The 19,631-nt window shown below is 65.0% G+C and carries 16 protein-coding genes; 9 read left to right on the top strand and 7 right to left on the bottom strand.

Annotation, left to right across the window (positions count from 1 at the left end; genetic code table 11):
* Positions 1-6 precede the first annotated feature (6 nt).
* Positions 7-1,245, top strand: a complete 1,239-nt coding sequence (locus C4K38_RS05555; protein ID WP_053277583.1) for a transporter associated domain-containing protein — start codon at positions 7-9, stop codon at positions 1,243-1,245.
* 366 nt (positions 1,246-1,611) lie between these two features.
* A complete protein-coding gene (locus tag C4K38_RS05550) occupies positions 1,612-2,928 on the top strand; it encodes an MFS transporter (protein ID WP_025806553.1) in 1,317 nt (438 codons plus the stop codon).
* A gap of 83 nt (positions 2,929-3,011) precedes the next feature.
* Here the strand turns inward: C4K38_RS05550 and purT are convergent, their stop codons facing one another.
* The 5 genes from purT to C4K38_RS05525 form a co-directional block, all read right to left on the bottom strand.
* Complete coding sequence (gene purT, locus C4K38_RS05545; RefSeq protein ID WP_007927694.1) at positions 3,012-4,193, bottom strand: formate-dependent phosphoribosylglycinamide formyltransferase; 1,182 nt, start codon at positions 4,191-4,193, stop codon at positions 3,012-3,014.
* 103 nt (positions 4,194-4,296) lie between these two features.
* A complete protein-coding gene (locus tag C4K38_RS05540; RefSeq protein ID WP_053277582.1) occupies positions 4,297-4,764 on the bottom strand; it encodes a VUT family protein in 468 nt (155 codons plus the stop codon).
* Between the two features lie 129 nt (positions 4,765-4,893).
* Complete coding sequence (locus C4K38_RS05535) at positions 4,894-5,106, bottom strand: DUF1289 domain-containing protein (RefSeq protein WP_053277581.1); 213 nt, start codon at positions 5,104-5,106, stop codon at positions 4,894-4,896.
* The gene (locus C4K38_RS05530; protein WP_025806549.1) at positions 5,106-5,627 is read right to left on the bottom strand and encodes a gamma carbonic anhydrase family protein; all 522 of its coding nucleotides are present in this window, start codon (positions 5,625-5,627) and stop codon (positions 5,106-5,108) included. Before C4K38_RS05530 ends, C4K38_RS05535 begins: the two co-directional genes overlap by 1 nt.
* A 66-nt stretch (positions 5,628-5,693) precedes the next feature.
* Positions 5,694-6,293, bottom strand: coding sequence for a CoA pyrophosphatase (locus C4K38_RS05525; protein WP_053277580.1), 600 nt, complete (start codon positions 6,291-6,293; stop codon positions 5,694-5,696).
* A gap of 147 nt (positions 6,294-6,440) precedes the next feature.
* Here C4K38_RS05525 and C4K38_RS05520 point away from each other — a divergent pair, with 147 nt between their 5' ends.
* The 7 genes from C4K38_RS05520 (at position 6,441) to nagE (ending at position 15,037) form a co-directional block, all read left to right on the top strand.
* Entirely contained in the window at positions 6,441-6,992 is a 552-nt protein-coding gene (locus C4K38_RS05520) for an NUDIX hydrolase (RefSeq protein ID WP_009042316.1), read from the top strand.
* A gap of 47 nt (positions 6,993-7,039) precedes the next feature.
* The gene (locus C4K38_RS05515) at positions 7,040-7,543 is read left to right on the top strand and encodes a L,D-transpeptidase family protein (protein WP_053277579.1); all 504 of its coding nucleotides are present in this window, start codon (positions 7,040-7,042) and stop codon (positions 7,541-7,543) included.
* A 295-nt stretch (positions 7,544-7,838) separates the two neighbouring features.
* A complete protein-coding gene (locus tag C4K38_RS05510; protein WP_053277578.1) occupies positions 7,839-8,570 on the top strand; it encodes a GntR family transcriptional regulator in 732 nt (243 codons plus the stop codon).
* Between the two features lie 56 nt (positions 8,571-8,626).
* Positions 8,627-9,733 (top strand): N-acetylglucosamine-6-phosphate deacetylase, encoded by a 1,107-nt coding sequence (gene nagA, locus C4K38_RS05505; RefSeq protein ID WP_053277577.1) that lies wholly within the window; start codon positions 8,627-8,629, stop codon positions 9,731-9,733.
* On the top strand, positions 9,714-10,736 hold the full coding sequence (locus C4K38_RS05500; protein ID WP_124345260.1) for an SIS domain-containing protein: 1,023 nt from the start codon (positions 9,714-9,716) through the stop codon (positions 10,734-10,736). The genes nagA and C4K38_RS05500 overlap by 20 nt, the downstream gene beginning before the upstream one ends.
* Positions 10,737-10,766: 30 nt before the next feature.
* Positions 10,767-13,289: a phosphoenolpyruvate--protein phosphotransferase gene (gene ptsP / locus C4K38_RS05495; RefSeq protein WP_053277575.1), complete on the top strand. Its 2,523-nt coding sequence runs from the start codon at positions 10,767-10,769 to the stop codon at positions 13,287-13,289.
* A 26-nt stretch (positions 13,290-13,315) separates the two neighbouring features.
* Positions 13,316-15,037, top strand: a complete 1,722-nt coding sequence (nagE, locus tag C4K38_RS05490) for an N-acetylglucosamine-specific PTS transporter subunit IIBC (protein WP_053277574.1) — start codon at positions 13,316-13,318, stop codon at positions 15,035-15,037.
* A 176-nt stretch (positions 15,038-15,213) separates the two neighbouring features.
* Here the strand turns inward: nagE and C4K38_RS05485 are convergent, their stop codons facing one another.
* Positions 15,214-15,525: a YqfO family protein gene (locus C4K38_RS05485; protein WP_009047129.1), complete on the bottom strand. Its 312-nt coding sequence runs from the start codon at positions 15,523-15,525 to the stop codon at positions 15,214-15,216.
* Positions 15,526-15,530: 5 nt separating this feature from the next.
* Positions 15,531-19,427, bottom strand: coding sequence for a phosphoribosylformylglycinamidine synthase (gene purL / locus C4K38_RS05480; protein ID WP_053277573.1), 3,897 nt, complete (start codon positions 19,425-19,427; stop codon positions 15,531-15,533).
* Positions 19,428-19,631: the final 204 nt, after the last annotated feature.

The raw sequence follows: 19,631 nt of genomic DNA, 5'->3' as shown, positions 1-19,631 counted from the left end.
GCGATAATGGACAACCTGCCCATAGAGCCGATGCTCGTGGTCCTGGCCTTGCTGGTGCTGTGGTCGGGGCTGTTCACCGCCATCGAAGCCGCCCAGCAACACCTGCTGACTCTGCGCACCGCCTCGCGCTCCGGCGACAAACCGCTGGCGCGCCTGAGCTTCCCGCGCGACAGCCTGATTCTCTGCAACACCCTGTGCCGGGTGCTGGCGGTCATCATCAGCACCTTGCTGGCACTCTTGCAGTGGGCGGAAAACGGCCCCTGGCTGGCCTGCCTGATCGCCACCAGCGTGTTGCTGGTACTCGCCGACTACCTCCCGCGCACCCTGGCTACCCGTTATCCAGACGCCATCCTCAGCCTGGGCAATACCCTGTTGGGCGTGCCGCTGAAGATCATCTACCCCGCGGCCTGGCTGCTCGACAGCATCAGCCAGCTGTTGCTGCGCCCCTTCAGCCGCAAGGCCGGCGCCGTCAAGCAGAGCGAAGACGAGCAGGCCGCCGACCCGGACGACGCCGAGGAACATGCCAACGGCCGCCCGCACCCGGTTTCGGGCATCCATGCGCTGGACAACATCACCGTCAACGACATCCTGGTCCCGCGCAGCGAAGTCGACGGGATCAACCTGGACGAGCCTATAGGCGAGATCATCGAGCAGCTGCGCCTGTCCAAGCGCACCCGCCTGCCGGTGTTCCACAGCGATATCAACCAGGTCGAGGCGGTCCTCAACACCCGGCAGATCCGCCATCTGCTGCCGGATGCCAGCCTGACCAAAGAGGCACTGCTGGCGGCCTGCCACGAACCTTACTTCGTGCCGGAAAGCACCCCGCTGCAGCTGCAACTGCTGAACTTCCATAAACAGCAGCGCCGCCTGGGCATGGTGGTGGACGAGTACGGCGAAGTGCTGGGCATCGTCACCCTGGAAGACATCCTCGAAGAAATCGTCGGCGAATTCGAAAGCGAACACAGCCTCGACAACCCGCATATCCACCCCCAGGCCGACGGACGCTTTGTCATCGAAGGCGCCGCCTCGATTCGCGAGCTGAACAAGAGCCTGGGCTGGCACCTGCCCTGCGACGGCCCGAAAACCCTCAACGGCCTGGTCACCGAAGCGCTGGAGACCATTCCCGACAGCGCCGTCTGCCTGAAGATCGGCCGCTACCGCCTGGAAATCCTCGAAACCGAGGACAACCGGGTCAGCCGTGTGCTGATCTGGCACACCAAGCCGGTCACCTCCCCGACTCTGTAGCCGCTGGCGAAGCCTGCGATCGACCGCAGAGCGGGCGCTGGCAGGGGCAGCGCAATCCGACGGAAGTACCGCGCCGCCTGGTTTACGACGGCTGCGCCGCCGATCGCAGCCTCGCGGGCTCGGCAGCGGCTACAGGGCGGCAAGTCGCGCTTGTTCGATCGTTAGGGGCCTTCCTATAATCGATCCGCTTACCCAAGCCCCGCAGCACCCGCGTGCTACCCGCACCCAGCGGCTTCTGCCCTGCTCCGCCCGCTTCTGGCAGGCTTCGCTCCCACCCCGAGCCACGCCCGCGCCAAACCCACATCCCTGGGTGCTCGACCATAATAATTCGCTCCGATGGAGCACATGACTGTCAGGGATAACCGCATGACGACCAGCACCACTTACAGCGCCTCCGTGCCTGCCCAGCCGACCAACTCCGCCAGCCGCGTGGCCACCGCCAGCTTTATCGGCACCGCCATCGAGTTCTATGACTTCTATGTGTATGCCACCGCCGCCGCGCTGGTGATCGGCCCGGTATTCTTCCCGCAGACATCCGGCACCGCCCAGATGCTCTCGGCCTTCCTGACCTTTGGCATCGCCTTCCTCGCCCGCCCCCTGGGCTCGGCGCTGTTCGGCCACTTCGGCGACCGGATCGGCCGCAAGTCGACCCTGGTGGCATCGCTGCTGCTGATGGGCGTGTGCACCACGCTGATCGGCGTGCTGCCCGGCTATGACAGCATTGGCGCCTGGGCCCCGATCCTGTTGTGCCTGCTACGTTTCGGCCAGGGCCTGGGATTGGGTGGCGAATGGGGCGGAGCCGCGCTGCTCGCCACGGAAAATGCACCCAAAGGCAAACGCGCCTGGTTCGGCATGTTCCCGCAACTGGGGCCATCGATCGGTTTTCTCGCGGCCAACGGCCTGTTCCTGACCCTGGCCATGAGCCTGAGCGACGAACAGTTCCGCTCCTGGGGCTGGCGGATTCCGTTCCTGCTCAGCGCCGCGCTGGTGCTGGTCGGCCTGTATGTGCGCCTGAAACTGCATGAAACCCCGGTATTCGCCAACGCCATCGCCCGCCAGGAACGGGTCAAGATGCCGCTGGTCGAGCTGTTCAGCCAGTACTGGCTGCCGGTGCTGCTGGGCGCCTCGGCGATGGTGGTGTGTTACGCGCTGTTTTATATCTCGACGGTGTTCTCCCTGAGCTACGGCGTCGCGACCCTCGGCTACAGCCGCGAAACCTTCCTCGGCCTGCTGTGCTTCGCGGTGCTGTTCATGGCCGCGGCCACGCCGCTGTCGGCCTGGGCCAGCGACCGTTATGGACGCAAGCCGGTGCTGATCATCGGCGGCCTGCTGGCGATTCTCTCCGGCTTCACCATGGAACCGCTGCTGACCCAGGGCTCGACCTGGGGCGTGGCGCTGTTCCTGTGCATCGAGCTGTTCCTGATGGGCGTGACCTTCGCCCCGATGGGTGCCCTGCTGCCCGAGCTGTTCCCGACCCACGTGCGTTATACCGGCGCGTCGGCGGCCTATAACCTGGGCGGCATTGTCGGCGCCTCGGCGGCACCCTTCTTCGCTCAGAAGCTGGTAGCGATGGGGGGATTGAGTTGGGTTGGCGGCTATGTATCGGCGGCAGCGGTGCTCAGCCTGATCGCTGTGCTGTGCCTGAAGGAAACGCGCAATAACGACCTGAATCAGGTCGGCTGACAGAACGTCATCGCGGGCAAGCCTCGCTCCTACAGAAGAGCACGCATTTTCTTCTGTAGGAGCGAGGCTTGCCCGCGATGCTTTTACAGCTCTACAACGACCGCCTGGGAAGCACGGGTCGCCTTGGCCCGGGCGGCCTCGATCGACTCGTCGCGCGCCAGGGCCACGCCCATGCGGCGCTGGCCGTTGACTTCAGGCTTGCCAAACAGACGCAGGGCAGTGTCCGGCTCGCTCAGGGCCGCGCCCAGGTTGGCGAAAGCGGTCTGGGTCGACTGGCCTTCCACCAGGATCACCGCCGAAGCCGATGGGCCGAACTGACGGATCAACGGGATCGGCAAGCCGAGGATCGCCCGCGCATGCAGGGCGAACTGCGACAGGTCCTGGGAAATCAGGGTCACCAGACCGGTGTCATGGGGACGCGGCGACACTTCGCTGAACCAGACCTGGTCGCCCTTGATGAACAGCTCAACGCCGAACAGGCCACGACCACCCAGGGCCTCGGTCACCGCCTTGGCCACGCGCTCGGACTCGGCCAGGGCTTTTGGACTCATGGCCTGGGGCTGCCAGGATTCCTGGTAGTCGCCCTTCTCCTGACGGTGGCCGACCGGCGCGCAGAAGGTGGTGCCGCCGACATGGCGCACGGTCAGCAGGGTGATTTCGTAATCGAAATCGATGAAACCCTCGATGATCACCCGACCCTTGCCGGCACGCCCGCCTTCCTGGGCATAGTCCCAGGCCTTCTGCACGTCGTCGACGCTGCGCAGCAGGCTCTGGCCCTTGCCCGAGGAACTCATCACCGGCTTGACCACGCAGGGGAAGCCCAGGTCGTCCACCGCCTTGCGGTAGTCTTCGAAGGTATCGGCGAAGTGGTAAGGCGAGGTCGGCAGGTCCAGCTCTTCGGCGGCCAGGCGGCGGATGCCTTCGCGGTTCATGGTCAGCTGGGCGGCACGGGCGGTCGGGATCACGGTGAACCCTTCGGACTCCAGCTCCACCAGGGTGGCGGTGGCGATGGCTTCGATCTCCGGCACGATGAAGTGCGGCTTCTCCGCCTCGATCACCGCACGCAGCGCGGCGCCGTCGAGCATGTTGATCACATGGCTGCGATGGGCCACCTGCATCGCCGGCGCATTGGCGTAGCGATCCACGGCAATCACCTCAACGCCCAGGCGTTGCAGCTCGATCACCACTTCCTTGCCCAACTCACCACAGCCACACAGCAAAACGCGGGTCGCGGTTGGCGACAATGGAGTTCCGATACGGGTCATCTGAAGGTCCTCAAAAAGGAGCGGATCATCGAGGGTCGCGCACCAGGCGGGCGGCCCATGGGGAAGAAAGCGCGGCATTTTACATGAACCGCGCGCTTTGGCCTCAGCTGGCGCACGTCGCCTTGCGCAAACGCCAGGCCATGGCCAGCCAGACCACGGTCACGCCGGCGAACTTCGACCCCAGCGCCGTGAGGATCACGCCCGGGGTCAAGGCGTCGATCAGTCCGAAAAAGATAAAGGTGTCCAGGGGAATGCTCAACGCCGAACTTATCCACAGGCGGTCGTGCAGCGGGCGCTTGGTAATGCTGAACACCAGCCAGTCGATGCACTCGGAGACCGCGAACGCCGTGGCGCTGGCCAGGGCGATGGCCGGCTCGGAGGTCACGTAGGACAGCACCAGCGCCACCAGCATGGCGACGAGCGCGCCATGGCCGAAGCGGGTCTGCACCATGTCCCGCAGGACGAACACCAGCCCGCCCCAGGCCGACCAGATGATGTCCAGGTGCGGAGCGGTGGAAAAGGCGTAGTTGATCAGTACGACACTGCCGATATAGGCGATCAGGAAGAGCATGGGGCGAAAAGTACCTGTCAGTAAGGCGCACAGGGTACTTCAGGTGGGTGGGATGGACCAGACAGGAGCTGGCGCCGATATCGCGGGCAGGCTCGCTCCTGCTGGGGCAAGCCTGCTCGCGACAGCCGTTTAGCCGGGCTTGCTGCCGATCATCCACAGCAGCCCGCTGGACTTGGCGCGCTCATGACACAGCGCCAGCACCTCGCGGCGCTCGGCGTTGTCCATGCGGCTCCAGCGGGTGATCTCGCTCACCGTGCGCTGGCAGCCGGTGCAGATATCATCATCGTCCAGCGCGCAGATGCTCACGCAGGGCGAGGGAACGGGTCTTTCGGGGGTGGTCATTATTCTTGCTCGGCCAGGTCGCGGGCGTAACGCTGGGAATTATGCACATAGTGCGCGGCGCTGGCTTCGAGCATCTTCTTCTGCAGCTCGGTCAACTCGCGCACCACCTTGCCCGGCGAGCCCATCACCAGCGAGCCGTCGGGGATTTCCTTGCCTTCGCCGATCAGCGAGTTGGCGCCGATGATGCAGTTCTTGCCAATCTTCGCGCCGTTGAGAATCACCGCGTTGATGCCGATCAGGCTGTAGTCGCCGACAGTGCAGCCATGCAGCATGGCGTTGTGGCCAATGGTCACGCCAGTGCCGATGGTCAGTGGAAAGCCCATGTCGGTGTGCATCACCGTGCCGTCCTGCACGTTGCTGTTCCTGCCGATCAGGATCAGTTCGTTGTCGCCACGCAGCACCGCGTTGAACCAGACGTTGGCCCCCTCCTCCAGCTTGACCTTGCCCACCAGCGTGGCATTGGGTGCGACCCAGCTTTGCGGGTGGGTTTCGACGCGGGCGTCGCCCAGGCGATATTTCATATTGTTGTCCTCAAGACCAGGCAGGTTCAGGTACACAGCAGGGTTCAGGCCATACGAGCGATGGCTTCAAATATTGATAAAGCTTTTGGGCGGTTGGTGCAGGCTGATCCTGGCGTCATACAGCAGGTTGATCAGGTCGACGATCATGATCGCCGTCAGGCCCCAGATCTTGTACTCGCCGAAGCGGTAGCTCGGCACGTACCAGCTGCGGCCCTGATAATCGATGCGGTGGGTATGTTCGCGCGGGTCCTGGCGGAAAAACTCCAGCGGCACGCTGAATACCGCGGCGATCTCGGCGTCATTGGCCAGGTATTCGACATAATCGGGAATCACCCCGACATAGGGCGTGACCTTGATCCCGTGCAGGGAAATCAGCGGGCTCAAAGGGCCGATCACTTCCACCAGCCCGGGAGGCAGGCCGATTTCCTCTTCGGCTTCGCGCAGGGCGGTAAAAACCAGGTCGGGATCTTCCGGGTCGCGGCGGCCGCCGGGGAAGGCCACTTCGCCGCCGTGGGTGGACAATCCTTTGGCACGCAGGGTCAGCACCAGCTCGGGCTCGTCACTGCGGGTAATGGGCACCAGCACGGCGGCCTCGGGGAAACGTCGATCCGTCTCCAGCGGTCGCGGCGTATGGTTGCTTACCCGGTGCAGTAGCTCGTCCAGCATGAGTCTTCTCGGTCTGTGCGCTACCCTGCATCATGCACCAAACAAACCGACCGCCCAACCCCCGATCCACGCCATGTCGCGTAACGACAACTTGCCGACAAAGCCCCGTGCACGCCAAGATAGGCGCAGCCTTTTCGGATACCCAGCATGAAATTCTGCAGCCAGTGCGGTCACCCGGTCACCCAGCGCATTCCCGAAGGCGATTCGCGCCTGCGTTTTGTCTGCGACAACTGCCAGACCATCCACTACCAGAACCCGAATATAGTCGCTGGCTGCCTGCCCACCTGGGGCACCCAGGTGCTGCTGTGCCGGCGCGCGATCGAGCCGCGCCGTGGTTACTGGACGCTGCCGGCCGGTTTCATGGAGAACGGCGAGACCGTCGAACAGGCGGCGATTCGCGAGACGTTCGAGGAAGCCTGCGCCCGGGTCCGCAACCTGAGCATCTATACCCTGATCGACGTCCCGCACATCAGCCAGGTGCATGTCTTCTTCCGCGCCGAGCTGGCGGACCTGGATTTCGCCGCCGGCGAAGAGAGCCTGGAAGTCCGGCTTTTCGAAGAAGCCGACATTCCCTGGTCCGAGCTGGCTTTTCGCACGGTCGGGCGTACCTTAGAATGCTTCTTCGCTGACCGGCGGAACGAGCAATACCCTGTGCGTTCCGAGTCCATTCCGCCCCTGGCTCAGCCGGCCCTCACTTAAACAACAAAACGTACGCGGCACCTGTGTACTCTTAGGGATATCGTTTCATGCGCTGGTTGCTCGCCCTTTTCTGCTGCTCGGTTATCGCTATCTCCCACGCCTCCGCGACGGATACCCTGGACGGCAAGGTCATCGAAAAAGTCCTGGTCCTCAAGTCGGCCCATCAGTTGCAACTGATCAACGACGGCAGACCCTTCAAGACCTACCGCATTTCCCTGGGCAAACAGCCCAAGGGGCCGAAGCTCATGGAAGGCGACAAGCGCACGCCGGAAGGCTTCTACTGGCTGGATTGGCGCAAGACCAGCGACCGCTTCAACCTGGCCATGCATATCTCCTACCCGAACATCAGCGATTCCGCGCGTTCGCGTCGCGAAGGCGTGGAGCCCGGCGGCATGATCATGATCCACGGCACCCCGGACAGCGAAGACTACCCCGAGCAGTACTTTCATACCCTGGACTGGACCGACGGCTGCATCGCCATGCGCAACATCGACATGCGCGAAGTCTGGGGCCTGGTCCCGGACGGCACGATGATCGAAATCCGCCCCTGATTCCTCGCTGAAACGCCGCTAAAACACCTCAGTTACAAAAAAAATCGCAGGTCGCGCCGGCTTCGAAAGGTGAATACCAATTCCCCCTCGAAGAACCGCCGCCCCTGCGATTTTCGCATTCACGGCCAGACCGCCCTAATACCACTTCGCCAAACCATCCCCACCACCCCCCGTAAAGCGCCCATTTTCGTGCGCTATCGCCGTACTACTGGCGTTGACATGGTATTTAAGTGGTATTAGTTTTCGCCACATTACCGGGCGACAACAAACCAATAACGCATCGGAACCTCGACAGATGAACCACATCCTGGCCCTGCGCCCCGACGATACCCAGCCGACCCCGCTGTACCTGCAACTGGCGCGCAACCTTGAAGCCGCTATCCATGCCGGCCAGTGGAAAGCCGAACAGGCCCTGCCCTCGGAACGCAACCTGAGCGAGATGCTCAACATCTCCCGGGTGACCGCGCGCAAGGCCCTGGAAGTGCTGTTCGAACAAGGCCTGATCCGCCGCAGCCAGGGCTCCGGCACCTTCATTACCCCACGCCTGGAACAACCGCTGTCGCGGCTGTCCGGCTTCAGCGAAATGCTCCGCCTCAAGGGCTTCGTGCCCGGTTCCCAATGGCTGGAGCGGGAAATCACTACGCCGACCCACGAAGAACTGATCCGCCTCGGCCTGTCGCCGAACGACAAGGTGGCGCGCCTCAAGCGCCTGCGCAAAGCCGACGACACCGTGATGGCGATCGAAATGAGCACCCTGCCGGCCTCGATCATTGCCCAGCCGGACGCCGTGGGCGATTCGCTCTACGCCTACCTCGATGGCATCGGCCGCCCGGTGGTCCGTGCCCTGCAGCACATCCAGGCGATCAACGCCTCCGCCGAGTTCGCCGCCCTGGTGGGCATCGCCCCCGGCACCGCGATGCTGCTGATGACCCGCGTCGGCTACCTCGAAGACAACACCCCGATCGAAGTCACCGACACCTATTGCCGCAACGACTACTACGACTTCGTCGCCGAGCTACGTCGCTGAGCCAGGCCACCGAGCCAGCCGCCGAGTCGCCAAGAACCCGTCCCAGAGAGCTGCCCATGTCCGAACACAACATCCTCACCCCACAAGGCTGGATTCGCGGCCGTCTGAACCACCGGGACGGCAAGGTCACCGGCATCGAAGGCAGCCCCTGCGACCCGGCGGACAACGACCTGCCGTACCTGCTGCCGGGCTTCATCGACCTGCATGTGCACGGCGGCGGCGGCAAGGACATCATGGAAGGCGCCCCGGCGTTCGAGACCATCACCCGCACCCATGTACGTTTCGGCACCACCTCGCTGCTGGCCACCACCATGACCGCACCGACCGAGGAGATCACCCGGGTCCTCGGCGCCATCGGCGAATACTGCGAGCAGCGTCCCAGCGGCAGCGCCCGGGTACTCGGCGTGCACCTGGAAGGTCCGTATATCAATCCAGGCAAACTCGGCGCCCAGCCCAATTTCGCCCATACCGCGCTGATGGCCGAAGTCGAGGCCTACCTGCGCCTGGCGCCGATCCGGGTGATCACCATCGCCCCGGAAATCGCCGGCCATGACGCGCTGATCCGCGCCCTCAGCGCCCGCGGCATCCGCATGCAGATCGGCCACACCCTGGGCAGCTACGAAGAAGGCGTGGCCGCGCTCGACGCCGGGGCCACCAGCTTCACCCACCTGTACAACGCCATGAGCCCGCTGCATCACCGCGAGCCGGGCATAGTCGGCGCCGCCCTGGCCCACGCCCAGTACGCGGAACTGATCCCCGACCTGCTGCACGTGCACCCTGGCGCCATGCGCGTGGCCCTGCGCTCGATCCCCTGCCTGTACTGCGTGACCGATTCCACCGCGGCCGCCGGCATGCCGGACGGCGAATACAAGCTCGGCAGCCACACCGTGACCAAATGCCTGGGCGGCGTGCGCCTGCCGGACGGCACCCTGGCCGGCAGCACCCTGACCATGGATCACGCGCTGCGCAACCTGGTGAAGATCGGCCTGCCCCTGGCCGAAGCTTCGCAACGCTTGTCACAGTTTCCCGCTGATTATCTCGGCCTGGCCGAACGCGGGCGTTTGCAGGTCGGCAGCTGGGCCGACTGCGTGTGCCTGGACCGCTCACTCACACTGACCGCCGTCATGGTCGAAGGAGAAGACATTGACTTCAAAAATGCTTGAAGAGGCGCTGTCCTCTGCCGCGGCCGTCGAAGGCCAGTTGCAGCACCTGGACCCGCAACTGATCGAAGTGGCCGGGCGCCTGAACCGCCAGCCGCCGCAAGTGGTGATGACTGTCGCCCGCGGCAGCTCCGACCATGCCGCCAGCTACTTCGCCTACCTGACCATGCAGCAGCTGGGCTTCCCGGTCGCGTCCTTGCCGATGTCGGTGGTGACCATGCAACAGGCGCCGCTGCGGGTCAGCGGCCAGGTGGCATTCGCCTTTTCCCAGTCCGGGCAGAGCCCCGACCTGGTCAACAGCATGCGGCTGCTGCGCAAGCGCGGGGCCTTGAGCGTGGCCATGGTCAACGCCCAGGACACCCCGCTGGAAGCCGCCAGCGAGTTCTGTCTGCCGCTGTATGCCGGCGCCGAACGCAGCGTGGCGGCGACCAAGAGCTTTATCGCCACCCTCAGCGCCAGCGCCCGCCTGATCGCCCACTGGAAACAGGACGCGCAGTTGCTGGAGGCCGGCCTCGCCCTGCCCCAGGGGCTGCGCGAAGCCGCGACCGCGGACTGGAGCCCGGCCGTCGAGGCTCTGCGCGATAGCCAGCGGCTGATGGTGATCGGCCGTGGCGCCGGTTTCGCCATTGCCCAGGAAGCGGCACTGAAACTCAAGGAAACCTCGGCGATCCAGGCCGAAGCCTTCAGCAGCGCGGAAGTTCGCCACGGCCCGATGGCGCTGATCGGCGACAACTACCCGCTGCTGGTGTTCGCCCCACGGGGCGCGGAACAGGCCGGCCTGATCAGCCTCGCCGCCGACATGCGCCAGCGTGGCGCCCGGGTGCTGCTGGCGGCGCCGGACGACATCGCCGAGCGCGACCTGACCCTGAGCCGGGCCGAACACCCGGCGCTCGATCCGATCCTGGCGATCCAGAGTTTCTACGGCATGGCCGCAAGCCTTGCCGAGGCCCGCGGCATGGACCCGGACCAGCCACGGCACCTGAGCAAAGTGACCCGCACCCACTGAGCCTTTCCTTCAACGGATGAGTACTGCGCCATGCACAACAACAATAAAGACCTGACGCTCGGCGCTCCCTTGAGCGGCCCGGTGCTCACCCTCGCCAGGGTCCCCGACCTGGTGTTTTCCAGCGGAGCCATGGGCGACGGGATCGCCATCGACCCGCTGAACAACACCCTGCACGCCCCCTGCGCCGGCGTGGTGGTGCATGCCGCCCGCACCGGCCACGCGGTGACCCTGCGCGCCGACAATGGCGCGGAACTGCTGCTGCACCTGGGCCTGGACACCGTCCAGCTGCAAGGCGAGGGTTTCTCCATGCTGGTGCAGGAAGGCGCCCGGGTCAGCAGCGGCCAGGCCCTGCTGCGCTTCGATCTCGATCAGGTCGCGCGGAACAGCAAAAGCCTGATCAGCCTGATGATCCTGACCAACGGTGAACACTTCCAGACCCTGCCCATCACCCTGAAATCGGTGAAAGTCGGCGAACCGCTGCTGCACATCGTGCCTCGCGCGACCAATGGGGCCCAGGCGCAAGCCAGCGACACCTCGACCGACGCGGTCGAAGGCCAGACCCGGGTCAATCACCGCGGTGGCCTGCATGCCCGGCCCGCTGCGCTGATCCGCCAGACCGCCCAGGGTTTCAGCAGCAAGGCGCAACTGCATTTCAACGGCAAGTCGGCGTCCTGCGACAGCCTGGTCAGCCTGATGGGGCTGGGGGTTGGCGAGCAGGACGAGGTGCGGGTCAGCTGCCAGGGCAAGGATTGCAAGGCCGCCCTGCTGGCCCTGCTGGACGCCCTCGCCACCCCGCTGGCCGAAGACGCCCATGCCGCGGCACCAGCGTTGAAGGCCGTCACCCCCCAGCGCCCCGCCGAAGCCGGGGTGATCCAGGGTGTCTGCGCCGCCTCCGGGCTGGTCTGCGGGCCGCTGTTTCACCTGACCGCCATGACCTTGCCCGAAGACCGCGGCGGTCACCCGCCACAGGAACAACTACGGGCGCTGGACCAGGCCCTGGAAAAGGTTCGCAGCGACATTCGTGGCACCCTGGACCACGCCCGGCAACGCAAGGACAGCCAGGAAGAAGCGATCTTCGCCGCCCACCTGGCCCTGCTCGAAGACCCGGCGCTGCTGGATGCCGCCCGCCAGAGCATTGGCCAGGGGCGCGCCGCCACCCACGCCTGGAGCGACGCCATCGGCGAACAGTGCGAGATCCTGCTGCAACTGGGCAATGCCCTGCTCGCCGAACGCACCAACGACCTGCGCGACCTGCAACAACGGGTGCTGCGCGCCCTGCTCGGCGAGGCCTGGCATTACCAGCTGCCGGCCGGTGCCATAGTCGCGGCCCACGAACTGACCCCGTCCGACCTGTTGCAACTGAGCGAGCAAGGCGCTGCCGGCCTGTGCATGGCCGCTGGCGGCGCTACCTCTCATGTGGCGATCCTGGCCCGGGGCAAGGGCCTGCCCTGCCTGGTGGCCCTGGGCCCGGAGCTTCTCGATGTGCCTCAAGGCCAGCCAGTGGTGCTGAACGCCGATAACGGTCGCCTGGAGCTGACGCCGGACAGCGCGCGCATCGAACAGGTGCAGCAGAGCCATCTACTCCATCAGCAGCGTCGCGAGCAACAACAGCAACAGGCCCATCTGCCGGCCAGGACCCTCGACGGCCTGGCGATCGAAGTCGCCGCCAATGTCGCCTCCAGCCAGGAAGCCCAGGGCGCCCATGCCAACGGCGCCGACGGCGTCGGCCTGTTGCGTACCGAGTTTCTGTTTGTCGACCGGCATATCGCCCCCGATGAACAGGAGCAGCGCCAGGCCTATCAGGCCGTGCTGGATGCCATGGGCGACAAGGCGGTGATCATCCGCACCATAGACGTCGGCGGCGACAAGCAACTGGACTACCTGCCGCTGCCAGTGGAAGCCAACCCGGTGCTGGGCCTGCGCGGCATTCGCCTGGCCCAGGCCCGCCCGGAACTGCTGGACCAGCAACTGCGGGCCCTGTTGCAGGTCAGCCCGCTGCAACGCTGCCGCATCCTGCTGCCGATGGTCAGCGAGCTCGACGAACTGCTGCATATCCGCGAGCGCGTCGATTGCCTGTGTGTCGAGCTGGGGATCAGCCAGCGCCCGGAACTGGGGGTGATGATCGAAGTCCCGGCCGCCGCCCTGCTCGCCGAGCAACTGGCCGAATACGCCGACTTCCTCTCCATCGGCACCAACGACCTGTCGCAATACACCCTGGCCATGGACCGTGACCATGCCGGCCTGGCCGCGCGGGTCGATGCGCTGCACCCGGCGCTGCTGCGGCTGATCGCCCAGACCTGCGCCGGTGCGGCCAAGCACGGCCGCTGGGTCGGTGTGTGCGGCGCGCTGGCCTCCGATCCGCTGGCGACGCCGGTGCTGGTCGGCCTGGGGGTCCGCGAGCTGTCGGTGAGCCCGCCGCAAGTGGGCGAAATCAAGGAGCGGGTCCGCCAGCTGGACGCCGCCGAATGCCGGCGCCTCAGCCACGACCTGCTGAACCTGAGCAGTGCCTCGGCGGTGCGCCATGCCTGCCACCAACACTGGCCCCTGAGCTGAACAACAAGAACACCGGGAGACACGCCATGTACCAATTATTCATCGAAGGCCTGCAGCGCCTGGGCCGGGCCCTGATGCTGCCGATCGCGATCCTGCCGATCGCCGGCCTGCTGCTGCGCCTGGGCGACACCGACCTGCTGAACATCGCGATCATCCACGATGCCGGCCAGACCATCTTCGCCAACCTGGCGCTGATCTTCGCCATCGGCATCGCCGTGGGCTTCGCCAAGGACAACAACGGCACCGCCGGCCTGGCCGGCGCCATCGGTTACCTGGTGATGGTGGCGACCCTCAAGGTGCTCGACGCCAGCATCAACATGGGCATGCTCGCCGGGATCATCAGCGGCCTGCTGGGCGGTGCCCTGTACAACCGCTTCAAGGACATCAAGCTGCCGGAATACCTGGCGTTCTTTGGCGGGCGGCGCTTCGTGCCGATCGTCACCGGCTTCAGCGCCGTCGGCCTGGGGGTGGTGTTCGGCCTGATCTGGCCGCCGATCCAGCATGGCATCAACAGCTTCGGCGCCCTGCTGCTGGACAGCGGCAGCTTCGGCGCCTTCGTGTTCGGTGTGTTCAACCGCTTGCTGATCGTCACCGGCCTGCACCATATTCTCAACAACATGGCCTGGTTCGTCTTCGGCAACTTCACCGACCCGACCACCGGTGCCCTGGTCACAGGGGATATCTCGCGCTACTTCGCCGGCGACCCCAAGGGCGGCCAGTTCATGACCGGCATGTTCCCGATGATGATCTTCGGCCTGCCCGCCGCCTGCCTGGCGATGTATCGCAACGCCTTGCCGGAGCGGCGCAAGGTGATGGGCGGGATCCTGCTGTCGATGGCCCTGACCTCGGCCCTCACCGGGGTGACCGAGCCGGTGGAGTTCGCCTTCATGTTCCTCGCCCCCTTCCTCTACCTGGTGCATGCCCTGCTGACCGGCCTCGCCATGGGCCTGACCAACTTCCTAAATATTCACCTGGGTTTCACCTTCTCCGGCGGCGCCATCGACATGGCCCTGGGCTGGGGCAAGTCCACCAACGGCTGGCTGATATTCCCCGTGGGCCTGCTCTATGCGGTGGTCTACTACACGGTCTTCGACTTCTGTATCCGTCGCTTCAACCTGAAAACCCCGGGCCGCGAAGACACCCCGGGCACCGAAAAAGCCGCCATGACCAACAATCAGCGCGCCGGTGCCTATATCCAGGCCCTGGGCGGCGCGGACAACTTGATTACCGTCGGCGCCTGCACCACCCGCCTGCGCCTGGAACTGGCCGACCGCACCAAGGCGTCGGACAGCGACCTCAAGGCCCTTGGCGCCATGGCCGTGGTGCGTCCCGGCAAGGGCGGCAGCCTGCAAGTGGTGGTCGGCCCACTGGCCGACAGCATCGCCGATGAGATTCGCCTGGCCATGCCCAGCGCCGGCAAGCCACTGGAGCAGCCAGGCCCGGCCGCCGCGGACTTCGAAGCACCGCCAGCGGTGAGCATTGCGCCCCAGGAAGCCGTGAAATGGCTGGACGCCTTCGGCGGCAGCGACAATGTGCTGCAACTGGACTGTGTGGCCATGACTCGTCTGCGGGTGCAACTGGGCGACAACAAGGCGCTGTCGGAATATCAGCTGAAGAACCTCGGCTGCCAGGGCTCGAGCCAGCTCGACGATGGCGTCTGGCACCTGCTGATCGGGGAACGGGCCGCAAGCCTGAGCCAGGCTCTGGACAGCCTGATCAACCGCAGCGAGGTCAGCGCGAAGGTCTGACGGGCTCGCATGCTGTAGGAGCGAAGCTTGCTCGCGATCAGGTCCACAGTGAAGAAGATGGCGCCTGGACGGGCGCTATCGCGAGCAAGCTTCGCTCCTACGGGGTTGGCGGCGAACCGGCACAAAAAAGCCCGCTGACCGTTACCGGTTCAGCGGGCTTTTTCATGGGTGGGGCCTTAGAAGTCTTCCAGACGCCAGACTTCGTAAGCCGGTGTCTCGTAGGGATGGCTCTGCTTGAGGGCCATCACCACGCTACGGATCAACTCATCGGCCACCACCAGCTCGACTTTCCATTCCTGCACCTGCTCGACCTGGCCGGTCTGCCCGAGAAACGGCTGGCTGCCGTCCAACGGGCGGAACTGGCCCTGGCCCAACACCTGCCACGCACACTGGTCGTAAGCGCCGATCCGTCCGCCACCGGCGGCGAATACAGCGTTCTTGACCACTTCCACGTGGCTGGGCGGGACAAAAAAGCTGAGCTTGTACACGGGCCTTAGTTCACCCACACACGAGCGTTACGGAACATGCGCATCCACGCCGCATCTTCGTTCCACTCTTCCGGACGCCAGGAGTTCTGCACGGCACGGAATACCCGCTCAGGGTGCGGCATCATGATGGTGACGCGGCCGTCGCGGCTGGTCAGGCCGGTGATCCCGCGCGGCGAGCCGTTCGGGTTGGCCGGATAGCTTTCGGTGACCTTGCCGTGGTTGTCGACGAAGCGCAGGGCCACGCAACCGGACAGGTCGGCTTCGAGCAGGGCTTCTGCGCTTTCGAATTCCGCATGGCCTTCGCCGTGGGCGATGGCGATCGGCATGCGCGAACCGGCCATGCCCTGCAGGAAGATCGAGTTCGACTCCTGGACCTGGACCATCGCCACACGGGCCTCGAACTGCTCGGAACGGTTGCGCACGAAGTGCGGCCAGAACTCGCTGCCCGGGATCAGCTCGTGCAGGTTGGACATCATCTGGCAACCGTTGCACACGCCGAGGGTGAAGGTGTCGCTGCGCTCGAAGAAGCCCTGGAAGGCGTCGCGGGCACGGCTGTTGAACAGTGCCGACTTGGCCCAGCCCTCACCGGCGCCGAGTACGTCGCCGTAAGAGAAGCCGCCGCAGGCAACCATGCCCTTGAACTCGTTCAGGTCGACACGACCGGCGAGGATGTCGCTCATGTGCACGTCGATCGCGTTGAAGCCGGCACGGTCGAACGCCGCGGCCATTTCCACCTGGCCGTTGACGCCCTGCTCGCGCAGCACGGCAACCTGAGGACGCACGCCTTTCTTGATGTAAGGCGCGGCGATGTCCTGGTTGACGTCGAAGCTCAGCTTGACGCTCAGGCCCGGGTTGTCTTCTTCCAGCAGGACGTCGAATTCCTGCTCGGCGCAGTCGGCGTTGTCGCGCAGGCGCTGGATCTGGTAGCTGGTTTCAGCCCACTGGCGCTGCAGCAGGCGACGCTCGCCGGCGAAAACCTCTTCGCCGTTGAAGCTGATGTTGATATGGCCGTTGTTGACCGGCTGGCCGATCACCGCCACGCAGTCGCCCAGGCCGGCGGCGCTGAATTGCGCCAGCACGTCCGGGGTGGCGTCCTGGCGCACCTGGATCACCGCACCCAGTTCTTCGTTGAACAGGATGGCGGCGATCTCGGTCGAGGTCTCGGCCAGGGCGTCGAGGTTCAGGTTCAGGCCGCAGTGACCGGCGAAGGCCATTTCCACCACGCTGGTCAGCAGACCACCGTCGGAACGGTCGTGGTAAGCCAGCAGGTGACCGTCGGCGTTGAGGCCCTGGATCACCGCGAAGAAGGCTTTCAGGTCTTCGGCGTCATCGACGTCCGGGGCCTGCTTGCCGAGCTTGCCGTGCACCTGGGCGAGGATCGAGGCGCCCATGCGGTTCTGGCCGCGACCGAGGTCGATCAGGATCAGGTCGGTGGTGCCCTTGTCCATGCGCAGTTGCGGGGTCAGGGTCTGGCGGATGTCCGCCACAGGCGCGAAACCGGTCACGATCAGCGACATCGGCGAGGTCACGGTTTTTTCTTCACCGTTGTCGTTCCAGCGGGTGGCCATGGACATGGAGTCCTTACCCACCGGAATGGTGATGCCCAGCTCAGGGCACAGCTCCATGCCAACCGCTTTCACGGTGTCGTACAGACGTGCGTCTTCGCCCGGGTGACCAGCCGCGGACATCCAGTTCGCCGACAGCTTGATGTCGGAGATCTTGTTGATGCGCGAAGCGACAATGTTGGTCAGGGTTTCGCCAATGGCCATGCGGCCCGACGCCGGAGCGTCCAGCAGAGCCAGCGGAGTCCGCTCGCCCATGGCCATGGCTTCACCGGTGTAGACGTCGAAACTGGTGGCGGTGACGGCAACGTCGGCCACCGGAACCTGCCATGGACCGACCATTTGGTCACGGGCCACCAGGCCGGTGATGGTGCGGTCGCCGATGGTGATCAAGAAGCTCTTGCTGGCCACGGCCGGGTGATGCAGGACGCGCTCGATGCTTTCGCCGATGTCGAGGTTCGACGGATCGAAATCGTCGCCCAGCTCGGCTTCGCGAACCACCGAACGGTGCATGCGCGGCGCCTTGCCCAGCAGCACTTCCAGTGGCATGTCCACCGGGTTGTTGCCGAAGTGGCTGTCGGTGACAGTCAGTTGCGGTTCGGCGGTGGCTTCACCCACAACGGCAAACGGGCAACGCTCACGCTCGCAGATCGCCTGGAAGCGCTCGAAATCGGCCGGGCCGACTGCCAGGACGTAGCGCTCCTGGGATTCGTTGCTCCAGATTTCGTGCGGGGCCATGCCCGGCTCGTCGTTTGGAATGTTGCGCAGTTCGAAGCGGCCACCGCGGTCGCCGTCGTTGACCAGTTCCGGGAAGGCGTTGGACAGACCGCCCGCGCCGACGTCGTGGATGAAGCTGATCGGGTTCTTGTCGCCCAGCTGCCAGCAACGGTCGATGACTTCCTGGCAACGGCGCTCCATTTCCGGGTTTTCACGCTGAACGGAAGCGAAGTCCAGATCCGCCGAGCTGGTGCCGGTGGCCATGGAGGAAGCGGCGCCGCCACCCAGGCCGATCAGCATCGCCGGGCCACCGAGGACGATCAGCTTGGAGCCGACGACGATCTCGCCTTTCTTGACGTGCTCTTCGCGGATGTTGCCCATGCCGCCGGCCAACATGATCGGCTTGTGGTAACCACGAACCTCATCGCCGTGCGGGGTGTTGATGGACTGTTCGAAGGTACGGAAGTAGCCGGTCAGCGCCGGACGACCGAATTCGTTGTTGAACGCGGCACCGCCCAGCGGGCCTTCGATCATGATGTCCAGCGCGGTCACAATGCGCTCAGGCTTGCCGTACGGCACTTCCCACGGCTGTTCGAAGCCCGGGATCTGCAGGTTGGATACGGTGAAACCGGTCAGGCCGGCCTTTGGCTTGGCGCCACGACCGGTCGCGCCTTCATCGCGGATCTCGCCACCGGAACCGGTGGATGCGCCCGGGAACGGGGCGATGGCGGTCGGGTGGTTGTGGGTCTCGACCTTCATCAGGATGTGCACCGGCTCCTGCACCGCGCCGTACTGGCGGGTTTCAGGGTTCGGGAAGAAACGGCCGGCGACATTGCCGACGATCACCGAGGCGTTGTCCTTGTAAGCCGACAGCACACCTTCGTTGTGCATCTGATAGGTGTTCTTGATCATGCCGAACAGGCTTTTTTCCTGGCTCTGGCCGTCGATATCCCAACTGGCGTTGAAGATCTTGTGGCGGCAGTGCTCGGAGTTGGCCTGGGCGAACATCATCAGTTCGATGTCGTGCGGGTTGCGCTTGAGGCCCTGGAAGGCATTGACCAGGTAATCGATTTCGTCTTCGGCCAGGGCCAGGCCCAGCTCGGTGTTAGCCTGCTCCAGCGCGGCGCGGCCACCACCGAGGATGTCGATGGCGGTCAGCGGCTTCGGCGTGGCATGGCTGAACAGGCCGGCAGCCTGCTCCAGGTTGCCCAGCACGATCTGGGTCATGCGGTCATGCAGCACATCGGCAATAAGCTGCGCTTGTGCGTCGTTGAATTCACCGGCCACGTAGAAGGCAATGCCGCGCTCCAGGCGCTGGATCTTGCTCAGGCCACAGTTGCGGGCAATATCGCTGGCCTTGCTCGACCATGGCGAGATGGTGCCGAAACGCGGCAGCACCAGGAACAGACGACCGGTAGGTTCTTGCACCGGTACGCTTGGGCCGTACTTCAGAAGGCGCGCAAGCACCTGCTGTTCGTCGCCGGTCAGGACGCCGGTAACTTCGGCGAAGTGAGCGAATTCAGCATACAGGCCACTGACAGCTGGAACCTTCTGGCTCAGTTGCTCAAGGAGTTTGCTGTGGCGAAAGGCAGAAAGGGCAGGAGCGCCGCGCAGGATCAACATCTTCGGGACAGCCTCGGGAAGGGGGTGTGCTTTGAGGCCGTGCATTCTAGCCTAAACCGCCCGCGACGGCACCCGAAACGGCACGCCCGAGCGCGGCCAGACGTCGGCCCGTGTGCAGCCCCCCTGTGACAAAGGCTCATCCGGACCATTCAGAAGGGTTATTTCACCCCTTCCAGCGAGCCGCGAAGGCCCATTCCCAAGCGC

The organism is Pseudomonas chlororaphis subsp. piscium, from assembly GCF_003850345.1.
GTDB classification, from domain to species: domain Bacteria; phylum Pseudomonadota; class Gammaproteobacteria; order Pseudomonadales; family Pseudomonadaceae; genus Aquipseudomonas; species Aquipseudomonas piscium.
Note: the sequence above shows the minus strand (reverse complement) of the source record. Positions and strands in the feature narration are given on the sequence as shown.

What these genes read in the sequence shown, in the direction of transcription:
- purT (WP_007927694.1), bottom strand. Translation starts at nt 4,193, where the DNA reads ATGACCCGTATCGGAACTCCATTGTCGCCAACCGCGACCCGCGTTTTG.
- ptsP (WP_053277575.1), top strand. Translation starts at nt 10,767, where the DNA reads ATGCACAACAACAATAAAGACCTGACGCTCGGCGCTCCCTTGAGCGGC.
- purL (WP_053277573.1), bottom strand. Translation starts at nt 19,427, where the DNA reads ATGTTGATCCTGCGCGGCGCTCCTGCCCTTTCTGCCTTTCGCCACAGC.
- C4K38_RS05550 (WP_025806553.1), top strand. Translation starts at nt 1,612, where the DNA reads ATGACGACCAGCACCACTTACAGCGCCTCCGTGCCTGCCCAGCCGACC.
- C4K38_RS05555 (WP_053277583.1), top strand. Translation starts at nt 7, where the DNA reads ATGGACAACCTGCCCATAGAGCCGATGCTCGTGGTCCTGGCCTTGCTG.
- C4K38_RS05510 (WP_053277578.1), top strand. Translation starts at nt 7,839, where the DNA reads ATGAACCACATCCTGGCCCTGCGCCCCGACGATACCCAGCCGACCCCG.
- C4K38_RS05520 (WP_009042316.1), top strand. Translation starts at nt 6,441, where the DNA reads ATGAAATTCTGCAGCCAGTGCGGTCACCCGGTCACCCAGCGCATTCCC.
- C4K38_RS05525 (WP_053277580.1), bottom strand. Translation starts at nt 6,293, where the DNA reads ATGCTGGACGAGCTACTGCACCGGGTAAGCAACCATACGCCGCGACCG.
- C4K38_RS05540 (WP_053277582.1), bottom strand. Translation starts at nt 4,764, where the DNA reads ATGCTCTTCCTGATCGCCTATATCGGCAGTGTCGTACTGATCAACTAC.
- C4K38_RS05530 (WP_025806549.1), bottom strand. Translation starts at nt 5,627, where the DNA reads ATGAAATATCGCCTGGGCGACGCCCGCGTCGAAACCCACCCGCAAAGC.
- C4K38_RS05515 (WP_053277579.1), top strand. Translation starts at nt 7,040, where the DNA reads ATGCGCTGGTTGCTCGCCCTTTTCTGCTGCTCGGTTATCGCTATCTCC.
- nagA (WP_053277577.1), top strand. Translation starts at nt 8,627, where the DNA reads ATGTCCGAACACAACATCCTCACCCCACAAGGCTGGATTCGCGGCCGT.
- nagE (WP_053277574.1), top strand. Translation starts at nt 13,316, where the DNA reads ATGTACCAATTATTCATCGAAGGCCTGCAGCGCCTGGGCCGGGCCCTG.
- C4K38_RS05535 (WP_053277581.1), bottom strand. Translation starts at nt 5,106, where the DNA reads ATGACCACCCCCGAAAGACCCGTTCCCTCGCCCTGCGTGAGCATCTGC.